At 47.3% G+C, this 12,919-nt stretch carries 13 protein-coding genes, 2 tRNA genes and 1 other RNA gene; 9 read left to right on the top strand and 7 right to left on the bottom strand.

The window, feature by feature from the left end:
• Positions 1-8 precede the first annotated feature (8 nt).
• Positions 9-587 carry a lipoprotein insertase outer membrane protein LolB gene (gene lolB, locus FTU69_RS11485; RefSeq protein ID WP_016659907.1) on the bottom strand — a complete coding sequence of 193 codons (579 nt, stop codon included), beginning with the start codon at positions 585-587 and terminating at the stop codon, positions 9-11.
• A gap of 5 nt (positions 588-592) precedes the next feature.
• The gene (locus tag FTU69_RS11480; RefSeq protein WP_180103919.1) at positions 593-2,305 is read right to left on the bottom strand and encodes a tetratricopeptide repeat protein; all 1,713 of its coding nucleotides are present in this window, start codon (positions 2,303-2,305) and stop codon (positions 593-595) included.
• Between the two features lie 78 nt (positions 2,306-2,383).
• On the opposite strand from FTU69_RS11480, the gene hemA reads away from it, so the two are divergent.
• Positions 2,384-3,667 (top strand): glutamyl-tRNA reductase, encoded by a 1,284-nt coding sequence (hemA, locus tag FTU69_RS11475; protein ID WP_168396332.1) that lies wholly within the window; start codon positions 2,384-2,386, stop codon positions 3,665-3,667.
• Positions 3,668-3,703: 36 nt separating this feature from the next.
• Here the strand turns inward: hemA and FTU69_RS11470 are convergent, their stop codons facing one another.
• Both FTU69_RS11470 and FTU69_RS11465 read right to left on the bottom strand, forming a co-directional pair.
• Entirely contained in the window at positions 3,704-5,602 is a 1,899-nt protein-coding gene (locus FTU69_RS11470) for a DNA primase (protein WP_180103918.1), read from the bottom strand.
• A gap of 460 nt (positions 5,603-6,062) precedes the next feature.
• On the bottom strand, positions 6,063-7,046 hold the full coding sequence (locus FTU69_RS11465; protein ID WP_005176190.1) for an outer membrane protein assembly factor BamD: 984 nt from the start codon (positions 7,044-7,046) through the stop codon (positions 6,063-6,065).
• A gap of 71 nt (positions 7,047-7,117) precedes the next feature.
• Here FTU69_RS11465 and rluD point away from each other — a divergent pair, with 71 nt between their 5' ends.
• The 3 genes from rluD to FTU69_RS11450 all read left to right on the top strand — a co-directional run bounded on the left by rluD (position 7,118) and on the right by FTU69_RS11450 (position 9,581).
• Entirely contained in the window at positions 7,118-8,170 is a 1,053-nt protein-coding gene (gene rluD / locus FTU69_RS11460; protein WP_045796449.1) for a 23S rRNA pseudouridine(1911/1915/1917) synthase RluD, read from the top strand.
• 64 nt (positions 8,171-8,234) lie between these two features.
• Positions 8,235-8,984 carry a peptidoglycan editing factor PgeF gene (gene pgeF, locus FTU69_RS11455; RefSeq protein ID WP_168383258.1) on the top strand — a complete coding sequence of 250 codons (750 nt, stop codon included), beginning with the start codon at positions 8,235-8,237 and terminating at the stop codon, positions 8,982-8,984.
• A gap of 33 nt (positions 8,985-9,017) precedes the next feature.
• Positions 9,018-9,581: a flavodoxin family protein gene (locus FTU69_RS11450; protein WP_104500249.1), complete on the top strand. Its 564-nt coding sequence runs from the start codon at positions 9,018-9,020 to the stop codon at positions 9,579-9,581.
• 80 nt (positions 9,582-9,661) lie between these two features.
• Here the strand turns inward: FTU69_RS11450 and smpB are convergent, their stop codons facing one another.
• Positions 9,662-10,138, bottom strand: a complete 477-nt coding sequence (gene smpB, locus FTU69_RS11445; RefSeq protein ID WP_005176206.1) for an SsrA-binding protein SmpB — start codon at positions 10,136-10,138, stop codon at positions 9,662-9,664.
• A gap of 181 nt (positions 10,139-10,319) precedes the next feature.
• Here smpB and coaD point away from each other — a divergent pair, with 181 nt between their 5' ends.
• From coaD to FTU69_RS11425, 4 genes are all read left to right on the top strand, one after another.
• Positions 10,320-10,811, top strand: a complete 492-nt coding sequence (gene coaD, locus FTU69_RS11440; protein WP_005176208.1) for a pantetheine-phosphate adenylyltransferase — start codon at positions 10,320-10,322, stop codon at positions 10,809-10,811.
• Between the two features lies 1 nt (position 10,812).
• Positions 10,813-11,076 carry a YfhL family 4Fe-4S dicluster ferredoxin gene (locus tag FTU69_RS11435; protein ID WP_034597403.1) on the top strand — a complete coding sequence of 88 codons (264 nt, stop codon included), beginning with the start codon at positions 10,813-10,815 and terminating at the stop codon, positions 11,074-11,076.
• A 27-nt stretch (positions 11,077-11,103) separates the two neighbouring features.
• Positions 11,104-11,482, top strand: an RNA gene (rnpB, locus tag FTU69_RS11430) — RNase P RNA component class A.
• Between the two features lie 73 nt (positions 11,483-11,555).
• Positions 11,556-11,632 (top strand) — tRNA-Met (locus FTU69_RS11425).
• Between the two features lie 41 nt (positions 11,633-11,673).
• Here FTU69_RS11425 and FTU69_RS11420 read toward each other — a convergent pair.
• Positions 11,674-12,087, bottom strand: a complete 414-nt coding sequence (locus FTU69_RS11420; RefSeq protein ID WP_225876425.1) for a hypothetical protein — start codon at positions 12,085-12,087, stop codon at positions 11,674-11,676.
• Positions 12,088-12,273: 186 nt separating this feature from the next.
• On the opposite strand from FTU69_RS11420, the gene FTU69_RS11415 reads away from it, so the two are divergent.
• A tRNA-Met gene (locus tag FTU69_RS11415) sits at positions 12,274-12,350 on the top strand.
• 116 nt (positions 12,351-12,466) lie between these two features.
• Here FTU69_RS11415 and FTU69_RS11410 read toward each other — a convergent pair.
• Positions 12,467-12,739 (bottom strand): hypothetical protein, encoded by a 273-nt coding sequence (locus FTU69_RS11410; RefSeq protein WP_016659913.1) that lies wholly within the window; start codon positions 12,737-12,739, stop codon positions 12,467-12,469.
• Between the last annotated feature and the right edge of the window lie 180 nt (positions 12,740-12,919).

The following is a 12,919-nucleotide window of genomic DNA, read 5'->3' as shown; positions in this document are numbered from 1 at the left end:
GCACAAAATTAACGGTTTTGGATCACCATTGTAATACGGTTCTCCTGACCGGATTCAAATGTTTGCTTTAAAATTAAACGGTTTGGCAAACGCGCCTGTTCGTTATAGCTTAAATCAACGGTCCAGCCATCTTCTAGAAACTGGGTTGGACGACGCTGGCTATCGTAAGCGACTTTGGCCTGTGTAGTGGCCGGACGTGCCTGCACCCAGTCAATGATATGACTGATTGGCGCTTGCCAGCCGGTGGCCCGCTGCAGCAGTTCTTCGGCTGTTGCTGCCTGAATAGTGCCGGTTTTGGCGCTATTCAGTGTGACTTGTCCCGGCTGGCCGGAAATCTGTGTTTTACCGACGCCTAAAATGCCGCTTAGTTCAATATCAAACTGTTCCTGCTGTTGCAGCCAGTTAAAAAAGGCGCTGCCTGACTGCTGTGGTGTGCGTACCCCGATTTTTCCTTGCAGATGAAACTGATTTTCTGCCTCAACCATTGGGCTTGCGGGTGTTTGCGGTTGGGTGAACTGCTGACAACCACCCAGCACCAGGGTGCTGACCGTGACAAGACTAAGACTGAGTTTGGAAATAAGTTGCATGCGTATTAACTCTGAGGGCTGTGTTGCGGTAACAATAGCGAATGAAGCTGTTCTAATTGCGGATCATTTGGATATTTTTGTTGGAGTTGTTGTAAAACTTGACTAAATTTTGTCAAATTGCCCTGCATATACAGCGCCTTGGCATAACGGACCCCAATTTTGACTGTTGCACTTAAGGCAAAAGCCTTTTCCAGCACCTGGGCAGAGGTGTCAAAATCATTTTGCAGATAGCTGATCAGGCCTAAAGTATCCAGAATTGAGGCCTGTTCCGGAGCAAATTCCAGCGCCTGTTCCACATACTGGCGTGCTTCATCCAGCCGGCGGTTTTGTAGCGCCAGGGTATAGGCATAGGCATTTAAATAAGTCGGACTGTTCGGCTCGACCTGTAACAGTTTTTTCAGCAAGCGGTCCAGTTTGTCTTTGTCCTGATAAGGGTCTAGCAGCAACACTTCCGAATACAGCAGTTCCGGATCATCGGGTAAATTGCGGATGGCTTCATCCAGCAGTCTTAAGGCGGCAGTCTTGTTGTTCATGCGCTTTAGAATTTCCGCCTGAGCCTGATATAAAAAACTGGCGTGCTGCGGATAATTGACCCGTTCCTGGGTCAAAAAGCGTAAGGCTTCATGCTGGCGGCTTTGCTGGCTATAAATATTGATCATGCTGCGCCGCGAAACGGTATACAGGCTGCCATCGACCAGACGGTAATAGGCTTTGGCGGTTTCAAAATGCTGTTTACGCTCGGCATTGACCGCCAGATAGTAATAGGCTTCATTTTGATACTGGTTGGAATAACGCAACTCGACCAGATATTTCTCGGCCTTTTCATACTGCTTCAAGTCAATACTGGTCAGACCAGCCAGAAACAGGGCTTCATCTTCCTTTGGCCATTTTTCCAGCATCGCTTCCAGTTTGGTCAGGGCCAATTCCGGCTGATTGGTTTTTAACAGATATTTGGCTTCAGCCAGACGTACTTCCAGATTGTTTTTATGTTTGCGGCTGGATTTGGCATACCATTCCTGGGCAGCTTTCGAGTCTTGCAGCGCACTTAGCAGGCTGGCTTTGAGCAGGATATAACCGGTCACTTTCGGACGTTTGCGTAGCACCCGGTTGACCGTTTCCAGCGCTTCTTCTAACTGGCCATTCTGGGCTTTTAAACCGGCAATCAGAATCAGAATTGAGGGATTATCTTTTTCTTTGCTGGTGCGTAGTGCCTGAATCAGAAACTCACGATCTTCTGGCGACTCCGGGGCAATACCGGCCAGAATCTGTTCTAAATCGGCAGTGGCATCAATGGCCAGAATCTTGTCCAGGGTTTCAGCGGCCAGGTCATATTCATGCGCTTTCAGGGCAATATGCGCCAGATAAAACAGGGCTGGAACATCTTCCGGTTCCTGAATCACCCAGTGGGTGGCAATGTCCAAAGCTGCATTTAAGTCATTGTGTTCCAGTGCAATATTCAGTGCGCGCTGTTTAATACTGGTTGAATTACTTTTAATTGCCAGTACAGTATAGTTATGTAAGGCGGTAGCCACGTCATTCGAGGCGAGGGCAAATTCCGCCACCATGCTTTGTTTTATGGCGTTCAGATTTGTAGGTGCATGGAAAAAATCTCCAGATGCTCTAATATGAGCACTAGAAGCCATGCTACCCACGAGTAAGAGTGTGGTAGAATATTGCTTAATTGTCGCGCCGCTAAGCCGGCTGGTTGTTTGACGCAATTTTTCTTGATCCAAGTAATGCTTTTTATGACACCGTTATTGCACAATAGCATAAATTTAGCGAAATGATGATCTGATATGTCTTTCTTTGCATTGGGTGTCAACCATCAAACCGCCTCTGTAGAATTGCGTGAGCAAATTGCTTTTAACCCTGAAAAGTTAACTCAATTACTTGCCGAACAAAGCCAGAGTCACCTGTTAAATGACATGGTGGTGGTTTCTACATGTAACCGAACTGAAGTGTACGCCATGTCTGACCATGCAGACACGGTGCTGGGCTGGCTCGCCCAGGTAAATGGTCTGGATGTCAAACAACTACAAAATCACGTTTATCGCTATGAAAATGCGCAGGCTGTCACCCACTTAATGCGCGTTGCCAGCGGCCTCGATTCCTTAATGCTCGGTGAACCGCAAATTCTGGGGCAGGTCAAATCGGCCTTATCTTTGGCCAAAGATGCCCACACCGTTTCGCAAGATTTAAACCATATTTTTGAATACGCCTTTTATGCGGCCAAACGGGTGCGTTCTGAAACGGCAGTCGGCAGTCATGCGGTGTCCATGGGCTATGCAGTAGCACAGTTGGCGCTACAGGTGTTTAGCCATCCGGACAAGCTGACCGTGCTGGTGGTGGCGGCAGGTGAAATGAACAGTCTGGTGGCCAAGCATCTGGCGGAAATGGGCGTGGCCAAGGTCATGATCTGCAACCGCACCCGTGCCCGTGCTGAAAATCTGGCCCAGGAAATTGCCCATCGGGTAGAAGTTGAAATTATTGAATTTGAACAGCTGGCAGAACATTTGCATCGCGCCGATGTGATCTCCAGCTGTACCGGCAGCCTGCATCAGGTGATTGGCTATAAAGAAGTCAAAGCCGCGCTGAAAAAGCGTCGTTACCAGCAGATGTTGCTGGTCGATCTGGCTGTTCCGCGTGATATCGACCCGAAAGTGGAATCGCTAGATGGTGTGTATCTATACGGCGTTGATGACCTGCAAAGCGTGATTGACGAGAATCTGGCACAGCGTCGTCAGGCCGCGGTAGAAGCCGAGGTGATGGTGAATCAGCTGGCGACCGAACTGGTAACCCAGCAAAAGGTCAAAAGTGCCGGCAGTACCATTCAGGCTTATCGTGAGCAGGGTGAAACGTTACGTCAGGAAGAACTGCAGCTGGCGATGGCACGAATTGCCAAAGGTGAAAATGCGGCACAGGTGTTACAGGAATTTTCTTACCGTTTGACTCAGAAATTGCTGCATCCCACCTCGATTGTGCTGCGTCAGGCGGCCAAAGCCGAAGATCCGGAATACTTTGAAATGCTGCAAAACGAACTGCAGCAGGTCAGTGTCAAACGGCGTAAATCTAAACGCTAAGCCATTGTGATGGTTTAGCATGGTGTTTAATGCCGCTTATTCTTCCAGTAAGGTCAGGGAACGTTTTTTATCAATCTGATAAATCTGATGTTTCAGATTACGCATTTCTTCAATACTGCTAAATTTCTTCGAGCGGATTTTCTGCTGCAAGAAATGGTATTGCAGTTTAATGGAAAAATCTTCGGCCAGCTTGTCAGCTTTTTCTGGTGAAGTGGTGTAATCCCCGACATTGGCCTGCTGTAAAATGCGCTGCAATTCGTAATGATAAGCCGCACAGGCGCCTAGCACATAGTATTTGGCCAGTTCCGGATCATCCGGTAATTCATCAAAAATTCCGTTAAAGATTTGCAGGATTTTGGCCAGTAACTGATCGGTCGGAATCAGTGCGCGTAACGGCTCAAAATGAATATATAAATACGGATGGTTGATTAGAATCGCCACCACATATTCTTCGGCATCAACCTTGGTGCTAAAGCTGAGTGAGGCATCATTATTGGTATGTGGCTGCCATTTGCGGTTAAAGCCGAGCTTCTCGCGGAAAAACTGTTGCAGCAGATAACGGTAAGAGCCGGTTTTCGGTAACAGTTCAGTCAGCTGTTTTAACTCGCCCATCACCTGACTTTTGCCTTCGGGCTTGCTGATATCATGGTTTTGACTTAAATGCGCAAACACAAAATCAGACAGTAGCGGCGCCTGATCGAGCAGGCGGCGGAAATTTTCAATGCCTTCACGGCGGATCAGCGAGTCTGGGTCATGATCATCCGGCAGCACAAAAAACTTCAGTTCACGGCCATCATTCAGCAGGGGCAGGGCAATTTCCAGCGTACGTCGTGCTGCTTTCTGACCTGCGGCATCACCATCAAAGGCAATGGTAATGCGTGAGTTCTGCTTAAACAGAATATTCAGGTGTTCGGTATTACTGGCAGTCCCCAGCGTTGCCACGGCGCCATAAATGCCATATTGCTGCAGCGCAATCACATCCATATAGCCTTCCACCATCAGCCAGTCCTGGGCTTTCTGCTTGCGGCCTTCGTATAGGCCATACAGCAGCTGGTTTTTATGGAAGACTTCCGAATCGGGCGAGTTGATATATTTCGGCTTGATTTCATCATTGAGCGCACGGCCACCAAAACCGACCACACGCCCTTTGTGATCGCGGATCGGGAAAATCACCCGGTCACGTAGCAGGTCAAAATCACGGCCGGAATCGCTGGTACGAATTAGCCCCAGCAGTTTTAAACCTTCAATATCTTGTGGAAATGCTTTTTCCAGATGCTGCCAGTCTTCCGGTGCATAGCCCAAACGCCAGAACTGGATGGTCTGTGCGCTTAAACCGCGCTGGCGAAAATATTGCTGTGCCGACTGGCTGTGCGGTAACTGCTGTTCATAAAACTGCGCCACATTTTCCAGCAGATCAAACAGGTTGCCTTCCTGTATCGGCTCCTGATCAAAATCCGGATATTGTTCAAAACCGGCAAAGGGATCATCTGCTGGCTGGAACTGCTCAAAAGGATCAAAATGTGCAGCAGGGACTTGATCAGTTTCGGTCGGTGTGGGTGTTGCTGGCGCGGGTGCAGTTTTGGCCGGTGGCGCCGGTTTTTTGACCTCGCGTTTATAGACCAGTTTTTTGCTGTCCTGATTGTCTTTTGGCAGCTCGATACCGGTCTGACTAGCCAGATCTTTCATGACATCGACAAAGTTACGGCTGTCGATATCCATTAAAAAGCGAATTGCATTGCCGTTGGCCTGACAGCCAAAGCAGTGATAATACTGTTTGTCGCGATAAACGTGGAAAGACGGGGTTTTTTCCTGATGAAATGGACAACAGCCCGAATAGGTCCGCCCGGTTTTTTTCAGTTTCACGCGCTGACCAATCAGATCGACAATGTCGGTCCGATCCAGAATCTGATCAATCGTGTGTTGAGGAATAGCCATACTGTTTTTATCGGGTCGGTTAAGCGGTAGGTCGAACAGATCGACAGGGTATAGAGATTACAGTGTATTGTTTCCTTTCTATCCGGTTTTGCGTGTTCAGGCAAGTGGCCAAGATAAAAGGGCAAGTATAGTAACGTATGCTTTATATTTTGCAAAATTGAAAAACAGGTTAAAAGCTCTATCCTTACTCGCTATTTTTCAAAGCTGTACTTATGTTAGGACAATAAAAGGAAGAGACAAATTTTATTTTAAGTGTGTTGGGCCTCTATTTTCATTCGGCCTGTTAAGGGCTTTGTATGGAGAACTTCCTACTTTGGAAAGACCCAAAGTAGGCAAAAGTCTTTGTTCCCCATACACAACATCCTTGTTGTGATGGGGAACGTGTGGCATCCCTGCCACATCTGCGTATCCAATGGAATGTTTAAATCAAATTTAAGACAGTCATGGATGTTAATTATGTTTACTCGGCCGCTTCACTGTTTTCCTGTTTTTCAGGACGGTCCAGCAAACCAAAACTTAAACGGTTGGTCCAGCTACGTGGTTCTTCCTGCTGGTTGGCCAGTTTTTGCTGCTGTTCGGTGGTGGCCTGTGCTTCACGACCAAAAATACCCAAAGTCGCACGGTTTAGCCAGCTACCTTCATTCCGTGCAGCACGCAGGTTTACAGAGCCATCGGCTTTAACCAGATTTGGATAGTTCAGTTTTAACAGGTCAATATACTGTTGTGCAGTGGCACGGTCACCCAGTTGGGTATAACCATAGGCTGCGGTGGCAATTGCTTCCGGAATCTGTGGGGTTTGCGGATAATGTTCGATTACCCAGAGTGAACGTTCCACCGCGGCGACCCAGGCCTTACGTTTAATATTAAAACGTGCCGCATTCATTTCCGCTTCTGCCAGCTCTTGCCCGATAAACTGCATACGTTGTGCAGCATCCACAGCATAGGTGCTTGATGGATAACGGCGAATGAAATCGACAAAGTTCTGATAAGCCACTTTTAAATAGCTGACATCACGATGCGCCTGTTTTAACGAGGTATAACGGATTAAACCATCATAGTTCTGTTCCATATTGGCCACGCCGCGCACATAGTAGGCATAGTCAGCATTTGGATGCTGCGGGTTCATCCGGATAAAACGGTCGGCCAGTGCGACTGCACCTTCATAATCTTTTTGCTGGAATTTTGCATACAGCAGTTCAAGTTGTGCCTGCTGGGCATATTCACCGGTAGGATAATAGGTTTCTAATGCTTCAAGATGCTGGATAGCATCGGTATATTGCCCGCGTTCCAGTGCTCGTTCTGCTTTTTGAATATAAACTTGTTCGCTAGATTGCGGACCTGTATCGACCACTTCTTTTTTTGGATTACTGCTACAGCCCACGATTGCAGATGCAACGCCAAGTGAAAGAGCTAGCATGGTAATTTTATAACGTGGTAGCGACATAAAAATTCCTCTGTTATTACGGGCAATGAGCTACAATTGCGCTATTAAACCACTTTTGTCTGAATGATCAAATGTCTCAAGCACAATCTTCCAATTCCAACATCCCTGAAACTGACTTCAATTTACTTGATGATTCTGAGGATGCAGATAATCATACTTCAGACCCAACTGCAACACGTTTATCGTTGCAATTTCAACTGGATGAAAGCTATCTGGGGCAACGTATCGACCAGGTTGCAGCCCTCATCTGGAGTGATTTTTCACGTGAAAAACTGAAACAGTGGCTAAAAGATGGCCATTTGTTGGTGAATGGTAACACTGTCAAACCAAAGTACAAGTGCGAAGGCAATGAACTGTTAAGTTTAAATGTTGAACTTGAAGCACAGACCAACAGTCAGCCTGAAAATATCCCTCTCGATATTGTCTATGAAGATGATGATATTTTAGTGATTAATAAACCGGTTGGCATGGTGGTGCATCCTGGTGCGGGCAATATTACCGGCACACTGGTCAATGCCTTGCTGTTCCATTATCCAAAATCGGCAGAATTGTCACGTGCCGGGCTGGTACATCGTATTGATAAAGACACCAGCGGTTTGCTGGTGGTGGCGAAAAATCTGGAGGCACAGTTTGACCTGAGCAAGCAGCTGGCCAACAAGTCGGTGTACCGGATTTATGATGTGGTGGTGTATGGCAATATTATTGCCGGTGGCACCATTGATGAGCCGATCAAGCGCCATCCGGTGGACCGGATTAAAATGACGGTATTGCCGGGCGGGAAAGATGCCGTGACGCACTATAACGTGAAAGAGCGTTTCCAGCATTTCACCCGGGTTCAGGCGCGTCTGGAAACCGGCCGTACCCATCAGATCCGGGTTCATTTCAGCTATATTGGTCATGGTCTGATTGGCGATCCGGTGTATATGCCACGTGTGCGTGTGCCGGCTGGAGCCTCCGAGCTGCTCAATGAAACCTTGCGCGGTTTTAAACGTCAGGCACTGCACGCGGCCAAACTGGGGCTGGTGCATCCACGTACCAAACAGGACATGATGTTTGAAGCGCCGTGGCCGGAAGATTTCAGCCAGCTGGTGGATGTGTTGCGTAGCGAAAACGCTGCCTATTAAACCGTTCTGCGGCGTTGAGAAAGTATGATCTCAACGCCGCTTTTAAGTGAACACAGGAGCTGAGATGCAATTTATTCAGGGATTACCGGCACAGGTTTATGTGGCGCAAACGCGGATTCAGCATCAGCAGGCCTTGCCAGCGCAAGTACCGGAACTGGCCGGTTTTAACCTGGCCTTGCATGTGCAGGATGCAGCGGAACGGGTGCAGCAGCATCGTATGCTGTTACTGGAACAGCTGGCCGAATACGGTGTTAATACAATCAGCTGGATGAACCAGACCCACAGCACCTTGTGTCATGTGATAAATGATGAGCTGCATTTTAATGCACCGGAAGGCGATGGACTGGTCACGCAGCGCAAAGGCCATGCCTTAATGATGATGACCGCCGACTGCCTGCCCATTGTGCTGGGCAATCAGGCGGGCACGGAAGTGGCCAATTTACATGCCGGCTGGAAAGGTTTAGCCCATGGTATTGTTGAAAATACCATTGCCGCCATGCAGCACCCACCGACCTGGGCCTGGTTAGGCGCGGCCATTAGCCAGCCGTGTTTTGAGGTAGGGGCCGAAGTAAAGCAGGTATTTTGCGAGAAATATCCCGCATTAAGCAGCGCCTTTCAGGCAGGGAAACAGGCCGGAAAATTCTATGCCGATTTATATGCGATTGCCCGCTATATCCTGACCGAGCAGGGGGTAACCACCATTTTAGGTGGTGATCAGTGTACCTATCGGGAGGCCGAGGAGTATTATTCTTATCGTCGTCAGGCCAAAACCGGACGCATGGCAACATTCGTTTTTATCGCTGATCAATGCTAAACTTGACTGAATTATTGGGTTTTTAAAGTTTCCATGTCTGTTACTGATCAAACATCTGTGTCGCAAGTAAAAGTCTGTGTTGTGTATCATAGTCCCTATGGCCATACCGCCAAGGTGGCACAGCATATTGTGCAGGGCGCCGAAAAAGCCGGAGCTGAAGTACATTTAATGGCAGTGAGCGAGGTCGATTGGGATGTGCTGGATCAGAGCGATATTCTGGTCATGGGCTGTCCAACCTATATGGGCAGTCTGACTTCGGCACTGAAACAGTTTATGGAACAATCTTCAAAACGCTGGCTAGCGCGAAGCTGGCAGGGCAAAATTGCTGCTGGCTTTACCAATGGCGGCGGTTTAAGCGGTGACAAGCTGGCGGTGTTACAGCAGATCAATTTATTTGCCATGCAGCATGGCATGTTATGGTCGGGCTTGCCGTTTATGCCAACAGGCCGTAGTCCGCATGATATTAACCGGATGTCGAGCTTTCTGGGCTTAATGACCCAGTCTGACAATGCCAGCGTTGACGTTACCCCGCCAGAAGGTGACCTGGAAACAGCGGTGAAGTTTGGCGCTTATCTGGTGGGCTTAAAACAGAAATAAGTTTGCTTTCCAATGATGCAATAAAAAATGCCTCCCATGTTGGAGGCATTTTTACATCAAGTACTTGTGTTCAAACGTGCTTATTTATGCATTAAACGGGCTTTATCACGCTGCCAGTCACGGTCTTTTTCAGTGGCACGTTTATCATGCAGCTGTTTCCCTTTCACCAGGGCAATTTCCAGTTTGGCCAGCGGACCTTTCCAGTAACAGACCAGCGGCACACAGGAATAACCTTTCTGGTTCACCGCACCGAGCAGTTTGGCAATTTCTTTGCGGTTCAGTAACAGCTTGCGGGTACGGGTCGCTTCAGGCACCACATGGGTCGAAGCCGACAGTAAAGGTTGAATTTGGGCGCCAAATAAGAAGGCTTCACCATTTTTAAAGGTGATATAGCTTTCGGTCAGGCTCATACGACCGGCACGCAAAGACTTGACTTCCCAGCCTTGCAGGGACAGTCCGGCTTCAAATTTTTCTTCAATAAAATAATCGTGGCGTGCACGTTTGTTCTGTGCAATCGTGCCACTGGTATTTTTTTTAACTACAGTTGCTTTCGCCATAATGAGTCACTTCCAACGTTAGGCCTATTGTGCCCCAAACACAGGCATGCTGACAATTCCAAAATCAGCGCTGAATTGCAGCACTATCGCAGGATTTTTGTGAAATTGGCCGAGTTTATTCACCAATAAATCAAGTTTTTGCTAAAATATGGCTCTACAAAACCAACTAGAGTAAAAATGGATGTCTAAAACTCGCGTGATTTATCCGGGGACCTTTGATCCAATCACCAATGGTCATATCGATTTAGTAACACGGGCGGCCAGAATGTTTGATGAAGTGGTGGTCGCAATTGCCATTGGTCATCATAAAAATCCGGTGTTTACTCTAGATGAGCGGGTAGAACTGGCCAAAACCTCACTCAGCCATTTACCCAATGTGGAATTTGTCGGCTTTGATGGCCTGCTGGTGAATTTCTTCCGCGAACAGCAGGCCACGGCGGTACTGCGTGGTTTACGTGCAGTGTCTGACTTTGAATACGAGTTTCAGCTGGCCAATATGAACCGTCAGCTGGATACCAATTTTGAAGCGGTATTTTTAACGCCGTCAGAGCAATATTCGTTTATTTCATCCACGCTGGTGCGTGAAATTGCGCGTTTAAAAGGAGATGTGACCAAGTTTGTACCGCAAACCGTGGTCGAAGCCTTTGAACGCAAACATCAACAAGGTTGGTAGCGTGTCTTTATATATTACCGATGAATGCATTAACTGCGATGTCTGTGAACCTGTGTGCCCGAATGAGGCTATTTTCATGGGCGAGCTGATTTATGAAATCAACCCGGCGCTGTGTACCGAATGTGTCGGGCATCATGATAAACCGCAGTGTCAGTTATTCTGTCCGGTGGACTGTATTCCGCATGATCCCCATCATGTCGAAACCCAGGAACAATTACTGGAAAAGTATCAAAAACTGATTGATCAAAAAAGCACGAGCAATTAGTGCATTTATTTGTTAAGATGCGCCCTCGAAGTGAACCAGACGATCGCTGCTGTGGAGGTCTCCGTGACTAAAGCAGGGGAGGAAAGTCCGGGCTTCATAGGGCAGGGTGCCAGGTAACGCCTGGGCGGCGTGAGCCGACGGAAAGTGCAGCAGAGAGTAGACCGCCTTCATTCAGGTTTCTTTTTCGGAAGAAATCGAAGGTAAGGGTGAAAGGGTGCGGTAAGAGCGCACCGCATGACTGGTAACAGTTCATGGCATGGTAAACCCCACCAGAAGCAAGACCAAATAGGAATCCTGAGGTACGGCCCGTACTGGATTCGGGTAGGTCGCTTGAGCGTATGAGTGATTGTACGCCTAGAGGAATGATCGTTCTCGACAGAACCCGGCTTATCGGTTCACTTCACCAAATTTTGTACAATTAGCCTGTAGAAGGGCTTGACGTTATAAACATTACAGCAGATAATGCGCGCACAGTTTACGGCTATGTAGCTCAGTTGGTTAGAGCACCGCACTCATAATGCGGGGGTCACAAGTTCAAGTCTCGTCATAGCCACCATTTTTAAAGATCACATCCTTATGTGATCTTTTTTTTTGTCTTTAAAATCTGTGCTCGCAGTTGAGCTGCTGCACATCCAGCTTCAGCGTCTGCTGTAGCTGTTGAATCTGTTGCCAGCGTTGCTGCTGGTCGGCATAGACAAAAATTTTCTCATCGACCTGATCCAGTTTGGACACGGTAATTTTTTGTGCAGCACAATAACGGCCTTCATAGCGTTCCTGTGCAAGCGCCTGTTGTGCTTCAGGACTTAGGCGATCTGCGGTTAAAATCTTCTGCTGGCCTTTGGCATACTCGACCAGAATGCGTTTTTGCGGAATGGTAAACCAGAGATGACCATTAATAAATTCTGCGACATCGCGGCGTACCCCGTTATAGTCCACCATGAGTGGGGCAACCAGCTGACAGCCCGATAATGTCGCAACTAGCAGACTACTGATCCATATTTTTAACTGCATTGTGTTCAAATGATTGATCCTGGAAAGTTTCATCATAGTCAGCGAAAGGGTTTGACCCAAGTAAAAAATTGCAAATCCGGTTAAAAATTAATAAAAACGTCATGTTTTGCTTAAACAGTGTTCATTTGAGTAGATAAATATCTTGACGATAAAGTCCGAACTTTAGATAATGCGCACACAGTTTACGGCTATGTAGCTCAGTTGGTTAGAGCACCGCACTCATAATGCGGGGGTCACAGGTTCAAGTCCCGTCATAGCCACCATTTTAAAAGACCAAGCTCTCAGCTTGGTCTCTTTTTTTGTCTGTTCAAAAAGTCCAAAAAAATGTTGTGCAAACTCTCCGCGCAATTTAGATACCAGCGATGAATAAAATGCTGGCTTAGGAATTCAGCTGTTGCTGTACCCAGCTTAAGAATTCCTGTTTATGCGCAAGGGCCGGCGCTTTAGAACCATCAATCACTTTAGGCTTGCCATTAAATATACCTTTAAACAGATAAGACTGCCCAGCTTCAAACTCGATACTGCCTGTATCATGGATTTCGGCGAAAAACGCGTTCAGGCGCTCATACTGGCTATAGCGATGAAAATGCGGACGTTCAGTTAAATAATGATAAATCTGTTCTAAAGTCTGCAGGGTATTTCTTAGTGTCATATGAAATCCATTGCATCCAATTTTAGCTCATGCATATCTTGAACATAGGGTTAAACATAGACCGTTGTCTATCTGTTTTTAGTCAACCTAGACGATTCATTGATATTGGTTTTTTTGAATGACGTAGAACTCAAAAATATAGGATCGGTTTAGATGGCAGGGGAAGATGCGTATTCTAAG

The organism is Acinetobacter sp. YH12134 (genome assembly GCF_013418555.1).
Taxonomy (GTDB): Bacteria; Pseudomonadota; Gammaproteobacteria; order Pseudomonadales; family Moraxellaceae; genus Acinetobacter; species Acinetobacter indicus.
This window is presented reverse-complemented; position numbering and strand designations above follow the sequence as displayed.